Source organism: Segetibacter sp. 3557_3, assembly GCF_004354985.1.
Lineage (GTDB): Bacteria > Bacteroidota > Bacteroidia > Chitinophagales > Chitinophagaceae > Segetibacter.
In genome coordinates this window covers 144,433-169,021 of the sequence record NZ_SMSK01000005.1, presented here as the reverse complement: position 1 = coordinate 169,021, position 24,589 = coordinate 144,433, and the positions used below count along the sequence as shown (strand labels likewise).

Annotated in this window: 8 protein-coding genes and 1 pseudogene; 8 read left to right on the top strand and 1 reads right to left on the bottom strand. The window is 47.2% G+C overall.

The features are described 5' to 3' along the window. Positions 1-12 precede the first annotated feature (12 nt). On the bottom strand, positions 13-2,382 hold the full coding sequence (locus EXU57_RS10305; protein ID WP_207955456.1) for a S9 family peptidase: 2,370 nt from the start codon (positions 2,380-2,382) through the stop codon (positions 13-15). 564 nt (positions 2,383-2,946) lie between these two features. Between EXU57_RS10305 and EXU57_RS10300 the strand changes: the two genes are divergently transcribed. The 8 genes and pseudogenes from EXU57_RS10300 (at position 2,947) to EXU57_RS10265 (ending at position 24,180) form a co-directional block, all read left to right on the top strand. After that, positions 2,947-4,014: a glycoside hydrolase family protein gene (locus tag EXU57_RS10300; RefSeq protein ID WP_133268118.1), complete on the top strand. Its 1,068-nt coding sequence runs from the start codon at positions 2,947-2,949 to the stop codon at positions 4,012-4,014. A gap of 1,744 nt (positions 4,015-5,758) precedes the next feature. Then, positions 5,759-7,651: pseudogene (locus tag EXU57_RS10295) on the top strand (putative Ig domain-containing protein); the annotation flags it as partial. Between the two features lie 1,207 nt (positions 7,652-8,858). Then, entirely contained in the window at positions 8,859-10,064 is a 1,206-nt protein-coding gene (locus tag EXU57_RS10290; protein WP_243745564.1) for an oligogalacturonate lyase family protein, read from the top strand. Between the two features lie 328 nt (positions 10,065-10,392). After that, positions 10,393-13,227, top strand: a complete 2,835-nt coding sequence (locus EXU57_RS10285; protein WP_133268116.1) for a glycosyl hydrolase — start codon at positions 10,393-10,395, stop codon at positions 13,225-13,227. A 212-nt stretch (positions 13,228-13,439) separates the two neighbouring features. Continuing rightward, on the top strand, positions 13,440-15,878 hold the full coding sequence (galB, locus tag EXU57_RS10280) for a beta-galactosidase GalB (RefSeq protein WP_133268115.1): 2,439 nt from the start codon (positions 13,440-13,442) through the stop codon (positions 15,876-15,878). A 45-nt stretch (positions 15,879-15,923) separates the two neighbouring features. Further along, positions 15,924-16,928 (top strand): glycoside hydrolase family 43 protein, encoded by a 1,005-nt coding sequence (locus EXU57_RS10275; protein WP_207955455.1) that lies wholly within the window; start codon positions 15,924-15,926, stop codon positions 16,926-16,928. Positions 16,929-17,298: 370 nt separating this feature from the next. Continuing rightward, positions 17,299-20,142 carry a glycoside hydrolase family 2 protein gene (locus EXU57_RS10270; protein WP_133268114.1) on the top strand — a complete coding sequence of 948 codons (2,844 nt, stop codon included), beginning with the start codon at positions 17,299-17,301 and terminating at the stop codon, positions 20,140-20,142. Positions 20,143-20,463: 321 nt separating this feature from the next. Continuing rightward, positions 20,464-24,180 carry a DUF4450 domain-containing protein gene (locus EXU57_RS10265; RefSeq protein ID WP_207955454.1) on the top strand — a complete coding sequence of 1,239 codons (3,717 nt, stop codon included), beginning with the start codon at positions 20,464-20,466 and terminating at the stop codon, positions 24,178-24,180. Positions 24,181-24,589 lie beyond the last annotated feature (409 nt).

The following is a 24,589-nucleotide window of genomic DNA, read 5'->3' as shown; positions in this document are numbered from 1 at the left end:
ATACCAATATGTTTAGAGCTCCCGCATGTTCCGATTGGGTGGATCTACGCCCAAAAGGTGCTTTACAAAAAAGTCGCGTTTTTTCTTGCGTCCATAAGGTCCGCCATCGCTGTGGCCCATGCCCGGCACCGATAATAGATCAAAATCTTTTCCAGCTTTAATCAATGCATCAACAACCCGGTAGGTGGATTCCGGCGGAACATTTTCATCTGCCTCACCCACAATCAGCATCAGGCTGCCCTGAAGGTTATGCGCATTTGTAATGTTCGACTGCTCATCGTAGTGCTTACCAACAGGGTAGCCCATCCATTGCTCGTTCCACCATTGTTTGTCGACCCTGTTATCGTGGCAACCACATGCTGAAACCGCAGCATCGTAAAACTCCGGGTGAAACAATACCGCCCCGGCTGAGTTCTGGCCCCCGGCCGAGGTGCCATAAACACCTACCCTGGAGATGTCGGCATACGGATATTTTTGGTTAAGCGCTTTCATCCAAAGAATACGATCGGGAAAACCGGCATCTGCCAGGTTCTGCCAGCATACATCGTGGAAAGCTTTTGACCGGTTGTACGTGCCCATACCATCGATCTGTACTACGATAAAGCCAAGCTCGGCCAGGCTTTGCGTTTCGCCATATGCCGTAAAAGTTTTGGGTACAAAAGAGTCTTGCGGACCTGCATAAATCTGTTCAATGATAGGGTAGCTTTTCTTTGGATCAAAGTCGCTGGGCCTGAATATAACACCCCAGATATCTGTGTTGCCGTCGCGACCCTTGGCCTTGAATGGTTCTGGTAGCTTTAAGCCTGTTGCGAGGTAAGCACTGATGTCGGCGCGCTCGAGTTCAGCGATCTTTTTGCCGTCTGCTGTGCGCCTGAGTTCGATAACGTTAGGTACGTTAACCTGCGAATAGTTGTCGATGAAGTACTTGCGATCAGGAGAATAGCTTACCCGGTGATTACCGGCTTCCTCGTTCAACTTTACAAGCCCCTTGCCGTCGAAGCTTATCCTGTAATGGTGAATGAAATACGGATCCTCGTCAGGGTTCATTCCACTTGCCTGGAACCATATTTCGCGTTTCTTTTGGTCAACACTGTCCACTTCACGAACCACCCAATTACCCTTTGTTACCTGGGCCTTTTCTTTACCCGTTAATTCATCCAGCAGGTAAATGTGTCTCCAGCCATCTTTTTCCGTAACCCACAATATCTCGTGGGTGTCGGGCATATAGTGGGTGAGTATCTTTTGTTCGTAAATAAAGGTTTTTGTTTTTTCATCTACCAGTTCGCGCGTTTTAGCCGTCTCGGCATTTACTTCTATAATGCGAAAACGCTGGTGTCCCCGGTCAGCCTTCTCAAAAGTAAAGTAACGGCTATCGCCTGCGCGCCAGTTGATATAGGGCGCGCCTGAAAAATTGATCACTTCAGTTTCAACCCGGGTTTGTTTTTTACCCGCAACATTAAAAACAAACATTTCGTAACTTGTATTTTCATCTCCCGGTTGCGCATACCCGCGTGAGCGAACCTCGCCGCGTGTTCCCGAAGCGGAGGTGAGAATATAGGCGACCTGTTTTTCTACCACGGGGTTAATGTGGTATCCAACCAGGTATTTGCCATCGGGCGACCAACTTAGGTTTCCATACGGCTTTTCACGGGTACCGTTGGTGGTCAACTGGGTGGAGTCGCTTGTTCCGGCAGCACGCAGGTATACGTTACCATCCCTGATGAAGGTTACCCATAGTTTGTCGGGCGAACTGCTGTCCGAACGAAATGCCCGCGCCCGCCTTCTTACCGGACCAAGCTGGTTGGCAAGCGTAAAGCTGCCCCGTGCTGCCCCTGCACGCCTGAACTCCATATTCTCCGAAAAACCTTCCGGTGCTTTGCCCTCCGAAATGGTATAGTTGTTCAGATCGGCCTTCCACCATTTGCCATCGAGCTGCAGGTTTACCTGCTTACCATCCTGCTCAAAAAACATGTTGGATATGCGTAAGCGTTTGGGATCATACTTCCTTCCCGCAGCTTTCGACAGCCCCTGCCCGAGTTTATCATGGTCGAACGCCGGCTGCCGTTGCCCGGTGGCCGCGTTCACATAGATATATTCCAGTACCGTATCTTTTAATGTATTTCGATACCAAAAACTTTCACCATCAGGTTGCCAGTTAGCAAGCACATTGGTTTTATAAACCTTGTCCCGGGCAATACTGTCCATCACACCTGCTTTCTTGTACCTTGTCAGCACTTCGGAGCGGGAAGGCTGGTAGGCAGGCAGGGTGTTCGTGACCTTCGACTTTACGGAAGCCTGGCTCACATTTGTCGCCGGCTGTGCAAGCACAGTACCCGAGCCGCAGGCAAACATTGCCATCAGCAAAATTTTTCTTGAAAACATTATCACACCTTTTTTAATAAGATTAATTGTCCAAATTAAGCCTATTGCAACCGGATAGTTTATCCGTAATTAACCGGTTCTGCGCATTTATTACCTGATTGATACAATAGCCTGAACACCGGTATTACGTGTACTACGATCCGGAATTGATTTAACTGTTGCTATAAAAAGGTTTGTGCACGCAACAGGATGATTATGGGACCGTCATAGACTCCTTGGGCGAAATCGTTGCCACGCTCGGTTCATCGGTAACTTTTCATGGCATCAGCGATTCTAGCTAACATAAAAAGCCAGGTGCTCAGAACGCGTTAACTATATGGGCTTCGTTAGCAGCGATTTGGCAAGCCGGGCTGTTATGGGTTTGTATTTGCGACAACAAAAACCGTTTGTACTACAGCAAGCTTCCCGCTATGCTAAGAATCATGGGGTAAGCCGGAGAGTTGATCCGCCCTGATATTAATTGTAGGTAATCCCAGGCGTGTTCTGGTGGATTGCCCGGCTTTGATTAACTTTTGCTGCGATAGCAGCACGGTCATCTGCCAGCTCACCAAATAAAGCCTTGTTATGGATAGAAGAAAATTTTTAACGGATTTTAGCCTGTTGTCAGCTGCCGCTGGTTTGCCCTCGGTGGCGGGTGCTTTCTATAATTTCGACAACAGCGAGTCTTCTTTTGCCCGGCGAATAACTCCGGTTGGCCGCGCCTTAGAGATGGAAGGCTATTATGTATGGTGTGTGAGCCCGATTGTGGGTGAGGACGGCAAAATTCATGTTTTCTTTTCGAGGTGGAACGCCAAAAAGGGAATGGGCGGCTGGATCAACAGCAGTGAAATTGCGCATGCCGTTGCCGACCATCCCGAACAGCCGTTCCGGTTTGTAGATGTTGTATTTGCGCCAAGACCAGGCTACTTTGATGCAACTACTTGTCACAATCCCCTGATCAAACGAGTTGATGGCAAGTATTGCCTTTTTTATATGGGCAACAGCAATGGTAAAACCAATACCAAACTCATCGGGCTGGCTACATCAAACTCATTGTATGGTCCATGGAAACGACCTGATCAGCCACTGCTGCCGGCGGGTGAAGCGGGAGCGTGGGACGATCATTGCACCACGAACCCCGCATTCATCAAACATCCCGATGGGCGATACTGGCTGTATTACAAATCGTGGAACACAAAAGAATACGACACCTCAACCGATCCGGCAATTCGTGGTAACCGCAAGTACGGGCTTGCCATTGCAGAGAAGCTGGAAGGGCCCTATGTGAAGTACGGAGGTAACCCGGTGATCGACTTCTCGGGCAGGGGCCATAACCGCCAGTTTGAAGATGCCTTTGTTTGGCGTGAGGGTGGAATGTTCAAAATGATTGCACGTGATATGGGCATCTACAACCATGAAGTTGGGTTATTGATGGAGTCGAAAGATGGGTTAAAATGGCGCGAACCTAAAATCGCCTATTACGGTGCAGCAAAATACATTGTGCAACCTCCGGCTCCTGCAAACCTCAAAAAATATGGCCGCTTCGAACGACCACAACTATTATTTATGGACGGCAAACCCGCCTATTTATTTACCACATCACAGGGTGGTAAATACATGACCGCATCACCGTTTATATTTAAAATAACCTGAGAAGAAAAATTAAAAATTAAAAATTCAAAATGGTGTATTGCTAACCCAACGATGAATTGCAAACTTTTAGGGCTTATTACTTTTATATTTATGACTATCTGATATCTGCATTTTACAATTGAAATCAAACATTATCGGAAGTTTAATACCTCATCTTTACCACGAGGATTTTAATTCAACATTCAAAATATAACATTCAAAATAATTTCACACGTCTCATCCCAAATTAACCCAATTGAACATTCAATATATAACAGACGAAATTCAACATATTCCCAAACGGCTCATCTCTTACTAAGCACAAGTTCTAATACAACATTCAACATATAACATGCAACATAATTCCAAACGTCTCTTCTCTTGTAGCTTAAGTTCCAATTCAACATGCACTATTCAATGTCGTTTAGTTAAGCCGATTATGTAATTTGTTTGCCCAGCTACTTCCAATGGTACAAGAGTGCGACGCAACGATGTCCTATAGAATTCCTGTGGCCGGGTCCATAAAAATTTGCTTAAGTAAACGGCATTGATACACTATTTAACATTATGACTCCCAATTTCGCTAAATAGGATTACAATTTGTACAAGGGAGTGACACCCTCGTCCGACTCGGTACATCCGGGCGGGCGTCAGAACCGGGTTCATCCGGGAGGGCAACGATGTTGAACAAAGATTTCCAGCTCGTAACCAAAATAAATCATTTGAGGCAACGGTCATCATTTTGCCTGCAATATTTCCCGGTGTCTTATAGCCGATCTCTATTTAAGTCTAATTTGTAAGTCAACATTTAACATAGTTGGGAAAGACAAATCTCTTTTTACGCATAAATTACCAATACAACATCTAACACACAACATTCAAAATAATCATGCACGACTAATCTCTAATTAACTCAACCCATAATACAACATTGACGATACAACATTCAAAACAACCCCGCACGTCTCATCTCTAATTAACCAAGTCCTAATACAACATTCAACATTCAAAATAACCCACTCACGTCTCATCTCTAATTAACTCAACCCATAATACAATATTCAACATACAAAATTCGAAATAACCACTCACGTCTCATCACTCATCTCTGATCACTCATCTCCAATTGACTTACCTCGTAATACAACATACAACATTCAACATACAACATTCAAAACAACCACGCACGTCTCATCTCTAATTAACCAAGTCCTAATACAACATTCAACATACAACATTCAAAATAACCCACTCACGTCTCATCTCTAATTAACCAAGTCCTAATACAACATTCAACATACAACATTCAAAATAACCCACCACGTCTCATCACTCATCTCTCATAACTCATCTCTAAGTCACTTACCACTTAATACAACATTCAACATACAACATTCAAAATAACCCACTCACGTCTCATCGCTAATTTAACCAAGTCCTAATCAACAACCAACATACAACATTCAAAATAACCCACTCACGTCTCATCACTCATCTCCAATTCACTTACCTCGTAATACAACATACAACATTCAACATACAACATTCAAAATAATCTCCAATTCACTTACCTCCTAATACAACATTCAACATTCAACATAATCTAAAAGCCGCCCACGTTTTACACGCAAAAATCTTTGACTTTGAAATTAGCACCGAAAAGATTACCTTATGCTGCTGCAAGAAAAACGGAAGGGTGTATCGCGAACAGCGGTGCCACTATTGCTTTTAGATGCAGGCTCTTACAATCTTCTACACCTGACATATGAAATTTTTCTACAGCGGCTGCCTCCTTGCACTAGCAGGTTTACTCTTCGTGGTTCCTGCCATTTCTATTGCGCAAAACGATACGACAAGAACCCATTCCCGGGTAAGGGTTCCGGGTGAGGCACATTTAAAACGCGGAACCGATGCCATAGCATACCTGGGAACAAGACTACCGGAGGTTGCAAATAGACACCGGATCGATGCCAGCAAACTAAAAACCATGTTTTCGCACGACCAGGATCTGTGGGTTGGGCACGATGACCATTTACGCTATGTGTGTGGCTTCGGGGGTGCCGGTCACCTGAACAAACAACAGTCGGTCCGTTCAGCTACAGGGGTTACCAAAACGGTTGAACCTTTGGCAAAAACTTTTGCGTTGCATAGTCGTCCAGGTTCTACAAAGAAGCTGTATCTCGATTTTGATGGGCATACGGCGGTCCAGTACAGGTGGCCCCAGGAGGCGAATAACTCCGACGCTTTTGACTTCGATGGGGACTCCTCTACCTTTAGCCCGGCCGAGCTGGAAAGAATTCAGCATGTCTGGCAGCGTGTTGCGGAGGATTTTATTGGTTTTGATGTTGATGTTACCACTGAAGATCCCGGAGCCGATGGCTTGATCCGGTCTAACGGAAGCGACCAGACTTTCGGGCAGCGTGTGATCTTTACCTCAACCCCGTCGTGGTACCCCGGTGCATCAGGTATTGCCATGTTCAATACATTCGGACAGTCCACTGAAACGCCTTGCTTTGTATTCACGGAATACATGTGGGAACAAAACGACCGGGAGGTGGCAGATGTTGGTTCTCATGAAGCTGGTCATACGCTTGGCCTCGGCCACGATGGCGAAATCAACAACGGAAACTATTGGGAGTATTCGTATGGCGCCACCGGATGGGCGCCAATCATGGGCATTGCCTATCGCGAAAAACTATCCCAATGGTCCAGGGGCGAATACGGCAACGCTACCAATCGCCAGGACGACCTCGAGCAAATTGCATTTTATCTGGGGTATGCCGCCGATGATCTTGGTGATACCCGGGTTTCAGCATCGCAGCTAAGTAATGAAAATGGGGTATTCCGGAGTACCGGTATAATCGGAACCAGTAGCGACGTTGACTTATTCAGCTTTACCACTGCAGCCGGAACAATTTACCTCAACGTTGAACCGGAAGGTGCGGGTTCCGATAACCAGGGCGCTAACCTTGATGTTTACCTCGTGCTTTTAAATGCAGACGGCGAGCCCGTAACGTTTGCTGACCCGCCTGACACCCTTGGCGCCGTAATCAGGGCTGTGGTTCCTGCAGGCATGTACTACTTACGGGTTTCAGGGAATGGCAAGGGCAACCCAAATGCGGGTGGTTATAGCCGGTACGGCAGCATCGGTAAATATTTGGTTCGTGTTTCCGCCGTGCCCACATCATCGGCTCCGCCGGTTATTACCAGCAGTTTAACGGTGTCAGGACGATTCGATCACGCATTCAGGTTTATGATTGAGGCAAGTGGTTCACCTGTGGCATTTAGTGCCTCGCTACCCGCCGGCCTCAGCATCAACCCCGGTACCGGAATGATTACTGGTAAGCCGCTGATGCCGGGAACATTCAGCGTTCCTGTTACAGCTACCAACAGCCACGGCCAGGGTTCGGCCATGCTGGAGTTAACGGTGCTACCAACCTTTGCGAGTGCTCCATACTCGCCCCAGTTGCTTGGTCCGTTCGGGATTGAAGGAAGGGTAGGAGAACCGCTTAGTTACCAGGTTAAAACTACCCGACCTGCTGTTAGCTACAGCTTTGCCTTACTGCCGGAAAATTTTTCCGCCAATACCAGTACCGGGGTTATTTCGGGAACACCCCTTGCAAACGGTAATTACGACGTGCGCCTATATGCCGGTGACTGGTCCGGCGGGCATGCCCTGAGCCTTTATATGTTCATTGTTGACCAACCGCTGCGTTTTTCCGGAAAGGTATTGCTGCAGGGCGCTTACCGCGCTTCGGCGGGTACCATGGTGTCAACGCTTAACAGTATGGGTATTCTCCAGGCTAGGGCTGCAACCCAACCCTATGCTGTTGGTTACAACTACCAGGGTGCGGAAAGCGTACCGGCTACATTCTTTCTACAGCATCCTGATATTGTGGATTGGGTTCTTGTTGAACTTCGTGCTGCTTACGCCCCTGCAATTGTTGTGGCAAGGAGAGCTGCATTTGTAAAGCGTGATGGGACACTCGTTGATAGCGATGGGGTAACTACAGGAATTTCCTTTCCCGGGGTGCAGAAGAGTACATACTTTGTCACGATCCGGCATCGCAATCATTTGGGCATAAGGTCGACCCTTGCACTTGACTTTTATGCGGGTTCGGCGAATTACGACTTCACCACTGCTGCCGGCAAAGCCTACCAAAACCAGAGTTATACGTCGATGGTCCAGGTGGGCGATGTATGGCTGATGCGCAGTGGCAATGCAAATGCAAACGGTAACGTAAAAGCGAATGGCCCCGAAAACGACCAGAACCAGATAAGTAACATCAAGCTCAAAGGATTACTATCGTCTTTGATAATTAACGCCTATGCCCCCGAGGATTTGAATATGGATGGTACTGTAAAGACAAATGGACCCAATAACGATGAGAACTTCTTACTTAACGAGATATTGGGCGGCCTACTTTCCCGGACATACATCGAGCAACTATAAACATAACTTGTCACGTCCGTAACAAGGCACAGTTCCTCCGGGATCAAGTGCCGTTTATGTTTGCACGCTCTAAACGGATATTGGCTTAACTATGCGAATTGCAAGCTGCCTGAACTGAACGGGAACCGCATCCAGAACCTTCATTGCGCGTTAATCCGGTTGGCTGTTCCCTTATGTTTTCGATACATCGAGCTTAAATTTTACTCCGTAGATGTTCAGCTTTACTCCATAAATGTTCGGCGAACTACCCCGGGATTGCCGGGGAATACGGGGCAGCAGCACCCTGTTTTATAGGCCTGGTTTTTCAGAAATTCAGCCTGGCAGCTTTACACTTACCGCAACAAAACAAGGCAGCCCGCGTACAAAAAGCTCATAACCCCTACCTTCAGTCCACAATTTTAATCCCTGGTTTATGAATGCCTGCCTGAAAATTCTTTTGCTTACCACGATTGGTTTATTGAACATCTTTGTCAGCTTCGCCCAGCCCCTTATGGAAACCGGCGGAAAAGATATGCCCGACGAATGGATCGATAAAGATACCGGGCACCGCATTGTCCGGCTGTCGAGAAAAGATGGACAAAATGCAAGCTTTTATTTTCACAATAAACCCTTTTATGGCAACAAGATGGTGTTTTACAGCACCGATGCATTGGGAAAACAATTGTATAGTGTTGACCTGAAGACCTTTGCCATTGATCGCTTAACCAACCACACATCACCGATGATTGGTGAGATCATTGGTCAGAAAACCGGCAACGTTTATTACCAGGTAAAAGACAGTGTTTTCTCCACCAACATAAATACCAGGCAAACCAGGTTGTTGTATGTTTTTCCTGCAGACTACCAGGGAAATATCACCACCATAAATGCAGATGAAACCCGGTTCGCCGGTGCTAAAGCAAGCGACGAGCAAAAAGAAATATTGAAAAAATATCCTGAAAAAAGTGATTTCTTTAACCGCATCTTCGACGCGCACCTGCCAAACGATCTTTTCAGCATTAACATCCGGACTAAAGAATTAACAAAGATCCATACCGAAAATACCTGGTTAGGTCATGTGCAGTTTTCGCCGACAAACAGTCGCATGCTGATGTTTTGCCATGAAGGGCCCTGGCATAAAGTTGATCGCATATGGACGATCGATGTAGTTAGTAAGCAGGTAAAACTGATGCATAAACGCAGCATGGATATGGAGATTGCCGGCCATGAGTTTTTTGGTGCAGACGGCAAAACCATCTGGTTCGATTTGCAAATGCCAAAAGGAGAGACTTTTTATCTCGCGGGCACCAATATAGCAACTGGTGTCGAAAAAAGATACCGGATGACCCGCGACGAATGGTCGATCCATTTCAACGTTACAAGAGATGAAAAAATGTTTTGTGGCGATGGTGGAAACGAAACACAGGTAGCAAAAGCAAAAGATGGAATGTGGATCTACCTGTTTAAACCAACAGGTGATAAACTGGTAAGTGAAAAATTGGTAAACATGAAGCATCATGGATATAAGTTCGAACCCAATGTGCACTTTTCGCCGGACGAGAAATGGGTTATTTTCCGCGCCAATTTCGAAGGAAAAAATGAGGCTTATGCAGTAGAGATTGAGAAAATTAAAAATTAAAAATTAAAAATTAAAAATGCAAAAGCGGTGTTGCTGTTTTCGAATCGCACTGTACTCGGAGTATAAAGGTCGCAGCATTTTTGAACCTAATTCTATTAATTTAAAGTTCAGCCGTAAAGGCTGCAAATGAATCACGGAACGTACAAGAGAATGACACGCTAAGCAGTTGAACGTCGCCGCACGCCGATGTTGTCGGAAGACTCTTCAGCTAGTACCCTACAAATCCTCATAAACACAATGAAATTGGAAAAGCTTCACATCGTATTAAACAACTGTAACGCTTCATTCAAAATTTAACATACAACATTCAACATAACTTAACAACACGATGAGTATAAAACGATCGCTGTTAACCATTGCTATAAGTACATCGTTAATTACTACACAGGCGCAGGTAACATGGCCCGCGATAACACAACAAGCCAAACCCTGGGCAAGATGGTGGTGGGAGGGAAGTGCGGTAAATAAAAAAGATCTCACCCTCAACATGCAGGAGTACAAAGCGGCTGGCTTGGGCGGTTTGGAAATTACGCCCATCTATGGTGTGATGGGTTATGAAAAACAGTTCCTCAGCTTTCTATCCCCGCAATGGATGGCCATGCTCGACCATACACTTGCAGAAGGAAAACGCCTGGGGTTGGGCATCGATCTCGCGAACGGTACAGGTTGGCCATTTGGTGGGCCAGCAATAACCAAAAAGGAAGCAAGTAAGACGGTTGTATACAAAACTTGGGCACTTGCATCAGGCGAGGAGCTCAGGGATAACATCACTTATGTACAAGAGCCTTTTGTGCGAACTGCAAACAATAAGACGGCGAAAGTGGAAGACATACTTCCGGTAATTGCACAAAACAAGAACCTTCAGGAACTTGCACTCGACCAGGTAAAGTTCGGAGGAGAACTGCCCCTGAAATTGCTGATGGCATACAGCGATAAGGGTGAAGCCATAAACATCACTGCAAACGTAGGCGCAGGAGGAAAGCTGAACTGGAAAGCCCCGCAAGGTAACTGGACCCTTTATGGTCTATTTGAAGCACTGCATGGTAAGATGGTGGAGCGTGCGGCACCCGGCGGTGAAGGATATGCCATAGATCACTTTTCTGCTGATGCATTAAAACACTACTTCAAAAATTTCGATGAAGCTTTTAAAGGTCACGACATCTCCGGTATCCGTGCACTGTTTAACGATAGCTACGAAGTGGATGATGCCCGCGGTCAGTCGAACTGGACAGCTAACCTGCTGTCGGAATTTCAACGCCGAAGAGGTTACGACCTCAGCAAATTTCTTCCGGCATTGTTTCAAAAATCCGATGCTGACCTGAACAGCCGGGTGCTGTTTGATTATCGCACCACCATTGGCGAACTGATCCTAGAAGACTTTACCCAGGAGTGGAAAAAATGGGGGACAACAAAAGGCGCAATCATCCGTAACCAATCGCATGGCTCACCTGCCAACCTGCTCGACTTGTATGGTGCCATTGATATACCCGAAACAGAGGGTATTGACATCATGCGTTATAAGTTTGCAACATCTGCGGCCCACGTTCTGGGTAAGCCGCTTGCTTCCTGCGAAGCTGCCACCTGGCTGAACGAACATTTCTTATCGTCGTGGGGAGATGTAAAAAAAATCCTCGACTTGTTTATGCTTGGTGGGGTTAACCACATCTTCTACCATGGGGTAAACTACTCGCCAAAACAAGAACAATGGCCCGGTTGGCTTTTTTATGCAGCCGTTCATTTTCAACAAACCAATCCACAGTGGAAAGACTTTCATAAGCTGAATGCCTATGTCGCCCGAAACCAGTCGTTTTTGCAAGCGGGACAACCCGATAACGATATCCTTGTTTACTACCCGTTGGCCGACCGATATGCTGTTCCGGAGAACGAGCTCCTGCAGCACTTCGACGGCATGGGTCGCGAGTTTGAAGGTACAGACTTCAAATCGGTTTCAGAATGGATGCAGGCAAATGGTTACAGCTTCGACTTCTTTTCAGATAAGCAACTTCAACATTTTAGCGGGGGCAAACAGGTGCTGACAGGTGGCAATGCCTACCAAACCATCTTACTGCCTGCCAATGAATATATACCTGCAGCATCGTTCCAAAAGTTGGTAGCACTTGCAAGAAATGGTGCTACTATTTTGGTGTATAAAAAACTGCCGAAAGATGTTCCGGGCTACGCTCACCTTAAAGAGAACAGGGCAGCGTTTCAAAACAACCTGGCTGCTCTAAAGTTTACCGGCAGTGGTAATGTGCAATCTGCAACAATTGGTAAAGGTTTCTTTATGGTTAGCAACGATATGCAGGCAATGCTATCAGCGGCTAAGGTGCGCCGGGAAACTTTGCACGATTTAGGTCTACAATTTATCCGGCGCAAGAACAAGGATGGACAAACCTATTTCATTGCAAACCGAAGCGATAAAGCGGTTGAAAGCTGGGTATCGTTGCAGGGAAAGGCCCGATCGGTTGCCTTGTTTGATGCCATGACGGCAAACAGTGGCATCGCAAGGTTTAGAGCCGGTGAAGACGGCACAACTGAAGTACTGCTCCAATTACAGCCATACGAATCTGTAATTGTGAAACTGTTTACATCCGTTAAGTCGGGTAACAAATATCCGTATGCTACCGTCACCGGGGAAGCACAGCCAATTGAGGGTGATTGGAAACTGACCTTTATTGAAGGTGGTCCATCTCTGCCGGCTAATATCGTGATACCGAACCTAGGTTCATGGACAGATCTGAAAGGCGACGCTTACAAGTACTTTTCAGGCACAGCCAGATACGCCATTGCATTTGCAAAACCTGCAGGCTCCGCAACCGGATGGAAGCTTAATCTTGGCAAGGTGCACGAAACTGCTGAAGTGATTTTGAACGGAAAAAAATTGGGTACTTTAATAGGCCCCGACTTCTTGCTGGTTATACCGGCTACAGCGTTGAAGGCAACCAATCAACTCGAAATTACTATCGCAAACCTGATGGCAAACCGGATCATCTACATGGACAAAAACAACATTTCCTGGAAGAAGTTCTATAATACCAACATGCCTGCCCGCAGGCGTGAAAATGCAAAAAACGGCATTTTTGATGCCTCAGGCTGGCAGCCGCTTCCTTCAGGTCTGTTGGGGCCGGTAACAATTACCCCGGTTAGCTTTCAGGCTCACTAAAATCCATGTCCGCTTGTTGCAATACAGCACACGACCCTACATCATTTGTTGTTGTATTTTAATTTAACGTGGATGGTGGCAGTATCTGATTGTAACGGTAGCCGTTCCGGGGGATTAATGTTTAATGCATTGTGCATGCATTTGATGGTTTGATTAGAATTGCACAGCTTTACAAAATAGGTTCGTAGAATTGTTTAAATACCATCGTTGCCATGACCAGGTTGTTGCTGATCGCTTTCGTCGTTGCTGCCTTTTGCATGCATAATTGTTTTGCTCAACAGGGTTCACGTCAAATCCAAAACTTCAATAAAACCTGGCAATTTTATTATGCCGATACAGTGGATAAAAACGACCAGTACAAAGATGCCGGCTTTAATTCCGGCGCCTGGCGCACGCTAAATCTTCCACACGACTGGAGCATAGAAGGGGCATTTGATCGGCGCAATCCGGCCACTCCCGAAGGTGGCGCGCTGCCCGGTGGTATAGGCTGGTATCGTAAGCGGTTTAACCTGCCAGCAACTTCAAAAGGTAAGTTGGTGAGCATAGAATTCGATGGTGTTTATCAACGATCTGAAGTTTGGATCAACGACCATTATCTTGGATTGCGGCCGAATGGTTATATCTCGTTTTCGTATGACCTTACGCCTTATCTGAAGTTTGGTGAACCGAATGTGATTGCAGTTAAAGTGGATAATTCAAAGCAACCCAATTCACGTTGGTATTCGGGTTCCGGCATTTATCGCAACGTGCGCCTTATTACCACCAGCCCCGTAGCAGTTCAGCAGTGGGGTACTTTTGTTAGTACTCCCGTAGTTAACAAGGGGCTCGCAACTGTAGTTGTGCAAACCAGTCTAAAAAGTGCAGGCGCAGGTTCAGTTGGATTTATTGTTGAGACAATCATCCGCAATGCCACCGGCAAAGAAGTTACACGAAAAACGGAGCAGGGCAGAATGTCGGCAAAAGGAGCAGTCAGTTTCCCGGAAACATTTTCCATTAAAAGCCCCGAACTATGGTCGGTTGAACGGCCATACAACTATACGGTCTTAACCAGGGTATTGGTAAACGGGAAACTGGTGGACGATTATGTAACCCCATTTGGTATACGCTACTTCGATTTTAATGTTGACAAGGGTTTTAGCCTGAACGGCAAGCCGATGAAACTGCTTGGTGTTTGCAATCATCACGATCTCGGCGCGCTTGGGGCTGCTGTAAATACACGCGCACTCGAGCGGCAATTGGAGATCCTCAAGACAATGGGTGTTAATGCCATTCGCACCTCCCATAACCCGCCTGCTCCTGAACTGCTCGACCTTTGTGATCGCATGGGCTTCGTGGTCATGGATGAGGCTTTCGATGTTTGGCGCAGGCGTAAGATGCGCTACGATTACCATTTGTATTTCGATGAATGGCATGAAAGGGACCTCGCCGATCAGGTGAAGCGCGACCGTAATCACCCAAGTGTAATGATGTGGAGTATTGGCAATGAAATTCCGGAACAGGCAGATAGTTCGGCTGGGGTACTTGCCCAAAAACTCGCCGGGATAATCAGGGCGCTCGACACCACCCGGCCAATTACCGCGGCCAACAACAACCCCGATGTGCGCAATAAAATTATTCAGTCGGGAGCTATAGACCTTACCGGCTACAACTACCACCATAACGAATACGCAAAGTTTCACGAGCGGTACCCGGGTAGAATCTTTATTGGCACCGAAACCACCTCCGCTCTGCAAATACGTGGTTTCTACCAGATGCCATCCGACAGCATCATGCGGTGGCCCGAAAACCGGCCTGCTTCCGGCCCGCGTACCCCCGCTGCCATGAACCCCGACTATATGGTATCCGCCTACGACAATGTATCTGCGCCCTGGGGGTCTACGCACGAGGAAACATGGAAAGTGATCAAGCAACACGACTTTCTTTCGGGCTTATTCATCTGGACCGGTTTCGACTACCTTGGCGAGCCTACCCCATACTCATGGCCTGCCCGGAGTTCTTACTTTGGCATCATCGATCTGGCGGGTTTTCCCAAAGATGTTTACTATATGTACCAGGGCGAGTGGACCAACAAGAATGTGCTACACATTTTCCCGCACTGGAACTGGAAAGAAGGGGAGCTTGTTGATGTGTGGGCATATTATAACAACGCTGATGAGGTTGAATTATTTCTAAACGGGAAATCGCTTGGGGTAAAGCAAAAACAAGGGAACGACCTGCACATCATGTGGCGGGTTCCGTTTACACCCGGAACGCTAAAAGCCGTATCCCGAAAGGGAGGAGCGGTGGTGCTTTCCAGGGAGATCAGCACAGCCGGTGCACCTGCAAAAATTGAGCTTACTGCGGACCGTAAATCGATAAAGGCGGATGGTACCGACCTGTCTTTTGTTAAGGTGCGTATACTGGACGCAAGCGGAAATCTTGTGCCCCATGCCGATAACCTGGTTCAGTTCGAACTAAAAGGTGAAGCAACAATTGCAGGAGTCGACAACGGTAACCCGGTTAGCCATGAGTCGTTCAAAGCCAATTCGAGAAAGGCATTTCACGGGCTTGCTCTCCTCATCATCCAGGCAAAGGAAACAAGAGGATCGGTAACTGTGCGGGCTTCTTCAGCAGGCCTGTCCGATGCGGCGCTTCAAATCCAATTGAAATAATTTAGGAACGGTTGGCTGTCATTTGTAAACACAAAATCTGCGAAATTGAAAATCAATAAACTTCTCGTAATTGCCGGACTTAGTTTGCTTGCATTAAATTGGGGTTGCCGTAGCCGCCGATCCGTTGCGCCTGCCGGTGGTACTGTTGATACCGCACGTTTTACCGGGAATCCCATCATTCGTGATAAGTTCACCGCCGATCCTGCGGCAATGGTTTTTAAAGACTCTGTATACCTGTATACCGGTCATGATGAGGCTCCCGATAAGCAGTCGCGATATGTTATGAATGATTGGTTGTGTTATTCATCTGCTGATATGGTCAATTGGAAAGAACATCCTTCACCTATGTCCGTCAAGGATTTTTCATGGGCCAAGGGCGATGCGTGGGCATCCCAGGTTATTTACCGGAACAATAAGTTCTATTGGTATGTCGCCGTTGAACATAAAACGATAAACGGTAAAGCGATTGGTGTTGCAGTTGCCGATAAACCAACGGGCCCTTTTAAAGATGCCATTGGCAAAGCGCTTATCACCAATGATATGACCACCGATACAAAAATCACCTGGGATGATATTGATCCATCGGTATTCATCGACGATGATGGCCAGGCATACCTGTTTTGGGGTAACACGGGTTTGCGTTATGTGAAGCTGAAGAGCAACATGGTGGAGATGGATGGCGAATTTAAATCGATCAAATTGCCGCATTTTACCGAAGCACCCTGGGTACATAAACACAATGGCTGGTATTATCTTTCGTATGCTTACGAGTTCCCGGAGAAGATCGCTTATGCCATGAGCCGTAATATCAACGGGCCATGGGAGTTTAAGGGTATCATCAACGAGATTGCCGGCAACAGCAATACCAACCACCAGGCCATAATCGAGTTTAAGAATAAGTCCTACTTTATTTACCACAATGGTGCGCTTGTTCCCGATGCCGGAAGTTACCATCGCTCCGTTTGTATCGACCGGTTGTACTACAATAAAGATGGTACGATAAAGCGCATCGTTATGACGTCAGAGGGAATAAAGTATGGCAAGCCATAACGCGCAGACCTACTCACTTGCTTTGTTTTTTGTTGACCAGCGGATGTTCTTTTATCAGCCCCGGTTGCGACGCTCCGTTCAACCGCATCGCTTTGGGGAGCATTTGCCAATTATTGTCTGTAAAAGCTGTTACGTACGGCCAGAAGTGCGGCGTGCCAATTGCCTGTAAGCACTTTTGCAGCGGGATAATTTTCGCCTTATCATACCGCGCGCCCGTGCTGTTTTAAACATCATTCCGGGTTTCGGCTGTTCCCTCGCACTTTAACCTGATTCTGAACTTACCCTTGTAGTCTATTTTTTCTGCCGCCCCCGCTTGGGATACCCCGTTTGTTCCTACATTGTACCGCAGATCAATACAATTAACGCTCATATGAAATCCTTTACCACACTGGTTGTACTCCTGTTGCTAAGCCTTAATCCATTCGCGCAGACCAAGGAGGTGGTCTATCTCTCCGGAACCGACACGAAAAACACCGCGTCCTGGGATTTCTTTTGCACCGGCGGCCGCAATAGCGGGGTATGGACTAAAATCCAGGTGCCCTCGCACTGGGAACAACAGGGTTTCGGTGCGTACAATTATGGCCGTGACTACAAAACCTACGGTAAAAACTTCCGCTTCGCCGACGAGAAGGGGATGTACAAACACCGGTTTATGGTGCCCGCCGCATGGAAAAACAAGACAGTATTTATTGTTTTTGAAGGATCAATGACTGACACCGAGGTGAAGATTAATGGTAAACCAGCGGGTGACATTCACCAGGGCGCATTCTACCGGTTTAAATACAACATCAGCGACAAACTCCAGTTTGGCAAATCAAACCTGCTGGAAGTAACGGTAAGTAAGATGAGCTCCGACGTAAGCGTAAACAATGCTGAGCGCCTGGCCGACTACTGGGTATTTGGTGGCATATACCGCCCGGTTTTGCTCGAAGCTGTTCCCAAGACCCATATTGATTATACCGCTATTGACGCCAAAGCAGATGGCTCGTTTAGCATGCAGGTTAACCTGCGGGGGGTATCGCAACCAACAACTGTCACCGCCAATATCACCGATACAAAAGGTGAAGTTGTTGGAAGTGCAACAGGTAAAGCGGCAAAGGGTGACACAATGGTTGTACTGAATACCAAAGTCACCAATGCCCTGCAATGGACCTCCGAAACACCAAACCTCTACAAGGTCAACGTTCGTCTCGCCTCAGGCAGCCAGCCAGGTTACCAGGCCAGCGAAAAGTTTGGGTTCCGTACCATTGAGGTACGGCGGGGAGATGGCATTTACCTGAACGGGGTGCAGATAAAAATGAAGGGGGTCAACCGCCACGTATGGTGGCCCGAAACCGGGCGGGCGACCAACCCGGATGTTGACCTGCTGGATGTGCGCCTGCTAAAAGAAATGAACATGAACGCCGTTCGGTGTTCACACTACCCCCCGGATGTAAACTTCTTAAACCTCTGTGACTCGCTCGGCATATATGTGCTGGATGAACTTGCAGGATGGCAGAAATTCTACAGTACCAAAGCCGGTATTCCACTGGTAAGGGAAATGGTTACCCGCGACCTGAATCACCCGTCCATCATCTTCTGGGATAATGGAAACGAGGGTGGAACCAACAAAGAACTCGACAAAGAATTTGTACGATGGGATTATAGCAAACGACCAGTGATACATCCACACCACCGGCCGGGTAATGACTTCAATGGCATCGACTGTAATCACTACGAAGATTATTACAGTACCCAAAAGATCCTCAACGACAGCCTGATTTATATGCCGACAGAATTTTTACACTCCCAGGATGACGGTGGTGGTGGTTCGGCAATGCACGACTTTTGGGAACTGCATTGGAACGCCAAAAGATCGGGAGGTGGCTTTATTTGGGCGATGGTGGATGAAGGAATCGTGCGCACCGACATGAACAACATCATCGACGCAAACGGACTTAATGCACCCGATGGTATACTCGGCCCACACCGGCAAAAAGAAGGCAGTTATTATGCACTACGCGAAATATTTTCACCGGTTAAAATCCGCATGACGGAACTGCCTGCAAACTTTAATGGCAGCATTGAAGTAGAAAACAGGTTTCATTTTACCAACATTAACCAATGCACTTTTCAGTGGGCACTTGTAAACTACCGTAAGCCAAAGGAACAATTTGATGGCTATACTGTGCAGCAAAAAGGATCAGCAAGCACAACCGCTATTGCCCCACTTGCAAAAGGTAACATCGCATTAAAGCTTCCGGCTGATTATAAAAAATACGATGCCTTAATGCTCGTAGCACTCGATCCTTTTAAAAAAGAAATCTATAAATGGACCTGGAAGGTGAAAAGCAATACACAGTTACTTGCTGATATCGTGTTGGAGAATGACAGCGCAACTGCTTTTACGGAAACAGACACCACCTATATTTTACGCGGCGGAGAAAATTCGGTGTTTTTGAACAAACGTACCGGTATGCTGGCAGGAACGAAAAACGCTGCAATGGACAACCTATCCTTTGCAAAGGGACCGGTGCTGGTGCAGGGAACGGCAAACGTGGTTTCCAGCAGGCACTACGAGGAAGGTAAAAGCCATGTTGTTGAATTTACCTATGACGGTGCAATGAAATACGCGCGTTGGAAGATGCTGGGTAGTGGATGGGTAAGCCTTGAATATGAGTATACACTCAATGGCAGTTACCCTTTTGCGGGTGTGAGTTTCAGCTACCCGGAAAACTTTATGCTTAGTGCAAAGTGGTTGGGAAAAGGGCCGCTTCGCCAGTGGAAGAATCGTATGGCCGGTACCCCGGTGAATGTTTGGCAGAACATGTACAACAATACCCAGACAGGTTATTCTCCGCTGGTATTACCTGAATTTAAGGGCTACTATGGCGACATTACCTGGATGGAATTTAGTACCGTAGAAGGAAAGTTTTACATGGCCAGCAAAGACACTGGACTATACGTACGGCTATTCGATTTCTATGGGCTTACGGGTGCCCGTCCCCACCCCGAACTGCCCGTTGGTAATATCTCGTTTCTTGATTGTATTCCGCCAATTGGTACCAAGCTGGCACTAAACATTAGTTACAACACATCAGCACTTGGCCCGCAAAGTGAGCCAACGAAAATCGCAGGTCCCATTAAACGCACCCTCTATTTCTACTTTGGGTTGCCTAAAACAGACAACAGTAAAGAGCAGTACAGCAGGCCGGTGATTGATAATGTTTTTTAAGAAAATTAAAGTCAAAATAAAAAGTAAAAAGGAGCACGACAGTCGAATCAGTCTGGGAACACTAAATCATTTCCCTGCTCAACAACACTTTTCGATCCTGATACTTAGAATGTTTTATTGCAACCATAGAGTATAGATATGAAAGACTTGGTGAGCGAGATGGCTTTACAGATTTGCTCAATAATGTGTTGCCGTACAAGCGAGCCCGTCCGAATGGCCTTGGCCGGGCGGGCGTGGCAAGAAAAGCCAAATAGTAGTACCGTCGCTAAGGCCATAAAAAACATTTTTTCATGCACTTACTTTGTTTCAAAATCGGGGACTTTGAACCCTCTCATTAGTCTGAATATGACGATTAGAAGCTTAATGATTTTGACATTGCTGGGGCTGCTATTGCCTGCGGTTTCAAGTGGACAGGTTTCGGACTCAACACGAAACTGGCATGGTAAGGCGCGAAGCATTCATTATACACCACAGGGTGAAGACTTTATTTGCGTAAACGGCAGGCAACGTTTTAACCGGGCACTTTATGGTACCAATACCGGCTTTCGGGTGGAAGCTGGTGACCTGCCGGAATTTGCGTTGTATATGCCCGGCATGGGCGGCAACTTTAAACTGGGAATTGCGGTGGGGCAAAATAGTAAATGGCTGACAGCTGCACAGCAGGTAAAAGCCACCTATCGGACAGGTTCGATGATCTACGATATTGCCGATCCAATGTTGGGAACCGGCACGATCAGGGTTACGGTTTTGGCGCTGGCAGGAAAGGAAGGTATGATCATCAAAACGGAAATTGCTCAGCCGGTGGATAGCTTGCGTTTGATTTGGGCTTACGGTGGCGCGTCTGGGAAGAAATTCTCTCGTGATGGCGATATTGGCGCCGACCCGGAGTCGGTGTTTTATATGCAACCCGCTTATTGCCGCGACAACATCTACCGGGTAGATAAAAACGTATTTCGCCTTCAATATGGCACGGGTACCATACTGTCGGAAGCTGAACGTTACGAGGTGCAGCATCGCCCCGACTCAGCAATCAAGGGAGAGAAGGTCGCCGGAAAGCAACTGCTTGGAACAGTGCCAACCGGCTCCGACATACGGCTCGCCGAAGCAAACCTGGCAGCCTCGCCAACAGAACTATTACAATCCAGGGCGGGATCGGCACCCATTATTTGCGGCTCCTACTTGGTGAGGGGCAGCGATACCTATTACTATTGTATTGAAAATCCATCGGCAAGCCAGATTGTCGACTACAAAAAATTGCCGCTGTACTTCATTGAAGCAGAGTCGGCAGCGAAGGCGTTGGCCAGCCGGATTAAAGTAAACACCCCTGATCCATTCATCAACACGATAGGTGGTGCATTATCAATGGCCGCCGATGCCATCTGGGAGGATCCTTCTTTCCTGCACGGCGCCGTGGCGTGGCGAATGCGATTGAATGCATGGCGTGGTGCATACGTTGCGGATCCTTTGGGATGGCACGACCGTGCAAGAAAACATTTCAGCAGCTATGCCCTTTCGCAGGTAACCACGCCCGAAACCGGTCCGGTTGTTTCGGATACGGCATTACACCTTGCCCGGCAACTCGAAAAGCTGGGGACCTCGTTATTCAGCAGTGGTTATATCAGCCGTAATCCCGGTGGTGATTTCCGGGCGCATCACTACGATATGAACCTGGTGTTTATTGATCAACTGCTCAACCATATTCAGTATACGGGCGACACTGCGTTTGCCCGAAAAATGTTTCCACTATTGCAGCGTCACCTGAAATGGGAGAAGCGCAACTTTGATGTTGATGGAGATGGTTTATACGATGCTTATGCGGCGATATGGGCGAGTGATGCATTGCAATACAGCGGTGGTGGAGTTACCCATTCTTCGGCATATAACTATCGTGCGAATAAAACCGTCGCCGGGCTCGCTACCATGCTTGGCGAAGATCCAACTCCTTACCAGGCTGAGGCGGATCATATCTTAAAAGCGCTGAATACGAACCTTTGGTTGCCGGCAAAGGGAGTTTATGCCGAATACAAGGATTTGCTTGGGCTAAAGCGGGTGCATACAAACCCGGGAATATGGACCATCTACCACGCCATTGACTCCAAAATTACTGATCCCTTCCAGGCTTATCGTTCGTTGCGCTATATCGACACCCACATCCCGCATATCCCTGTTCGTGCAAGGGGACTTGCCGATACAAGCCTGTACTTATTGTCTACCTCGAACTGGCAACCTTATACCTGGTCGATCAACAATGTAGCTCTTGCTGAGGTATTGCATACATCATTGGCGTACTGGCAGGGCGGACGCAAAGAAGAAGCGTACCGGCTTTGGAAAAGTGCCATTGTTGAAAGCATGTATCTATCGTCGAGTCCGGGCGGCTTTCAGCAGCTCTCTTTTTACGATGCGATCAGGGGTGAGCTCTACCGCGACTTTGCTGATCCTGTTGGTATGGCTGGTCGCACACTTGTTGAAGGACTCTTTGGCATTTTTCCGGATGCGTTGAAGGATACCCTGCACATTACACCGGGTTTTCCGCAGGCCTGGGATCATGCATCACTCTCAACCCCGGACATCCGTTATGCATTTAAACGTACTGGCGAACAGGATCATTATTCAATCAAACGGGAAGGTAAAACCCTTGCTTTGCTGCTCAAACTGCCGGCCCGCCTGGACAGCATAAGCTCATTAACGGTAAATGGTAAACCTGCTGACTGGGATGCAGTTGCTGATGCCATAGGAACACCCTGCATGGCAATAAGGGCAGCAGCAGCAAACGAATACGAGGTGCAGGTATCATGGGCCGGCAAACCGTTTGAAAGGCCGGCAATACCGGCACAACTAACACCGGCAGCAAACCTGGTGGTTTCGACTAAACTCGCAAAATTTGCAGCTATTTACGATCCGGGAAAATTGTTGATTGATGTAAAGCATACGGCTTTGAAACTGTCGGCAACCACCGCCCGGGAAACCGCGGATAACACAGCCTTCGCGAAGGTTAGGCAAGGACAGTTTACCTGGTGGATCCCGCTGAACGTTAACATTGCCGATCGGTTTCAACTTGTAGATGCTGCTACGCCGGCGCATCCGTACCGGGTGACAATTAGGAACCTTGGTGCTTCCACATTATCCGGCAGGTTGATTACGAAAGGTAAAACACCCTATAACCATGCAATCAGCATTAGTGCACATGGTAACACGATGGTTGACCTGCCGCTGAAACACTTGATGCCCGGCACCAACCAGTTGTTTTTCCAATCCGGCCAAAATACCGACACGCTTACTTATACCAATTGGAACATCAAACTTCCGGAAGTAAAGACAGAGCGTCTTGATATGGACGACTGGTTTAATGATGCGGTCACCAGCATATTCAAAAACGAATACCTGTCACCCCGGCCGGCCGTACCAACGTTGCAACTTCCCATCCAGGGTATCGGCAACTGGTGTTACCCGCTTGTAACGGCACACATCAACGACTCCGGGCTAAGGCAAAGGGCAGGCAGTAAAGGCGAAATTGTGCTTAGCCAGGGTATACCACTTGCAACCCCTGCCGAGTATGGTAGCCGCAATATTGCATTTACCTCGTTATGGGACAACTATCCCGATACCCTTAGTATCCCTTTGAGTGGTAAAGCCCGTCATGTTTATTTATTGATGGCTGGCTCTACGAACCCTATGCAAAGCCGCTTTGATAATGGCCAGGTGTTGATTAAATATACAGATGGCACAAGTGCTAAGTTGTTGTTGAAGAACCCCGAAAACTGGTGGCCCATCCAGGAAGACTACCTCAATGATCGGTATGCCTTCACAACCGATGCACCTGTACCCGTGCGTGTTCACCTGCAATCAGGGATAGATACCCGAGAATTCAAAAACTACACGAGTATAAAAGGATTTTCCAACCGGGTTATAGATGGTGGCGCAGCTACTGTTCTTGACCTGCCACTGGATCCTTCGAAAACGTTGGCCAGCCTGGTATTGCAAACCCTCGCAAACGATGTGGTTATTGGTTTGATGAGCGTGACATTGGTGAGAGAGTAGATCAAATGTAAAATGAAAAATGTAAAAGGCAAAAGTCAAAGGTAAAAATTCGAAAAGCGGAGCTGTTGATACATGTACCTGAATTTAGTTACGCGATATAGTACACATGTCGGTGCTTAAAGAAGTTTTTTGGGACAAGCTGATGGAACTCTTTTCAACATCGTTGTGTCACTCCCTTGTACGGCATAGCTCAATTCGCCGGTTATTTCCGATCCTAATTACTTAATACAAGTAGTAAATTCATTAACTAAACTAGGTTCCAACCAATTACGACTCATCTCTCATCTCCCATAACTCATATCCCTTGAAATTCGCTATCCGTAATCCGCTAATCCCAACACCAAATACCTTAATACCCAATCTCCAATTCGTAATTCGTATCAGTAATCCGCTAATCCCAACACCAAAA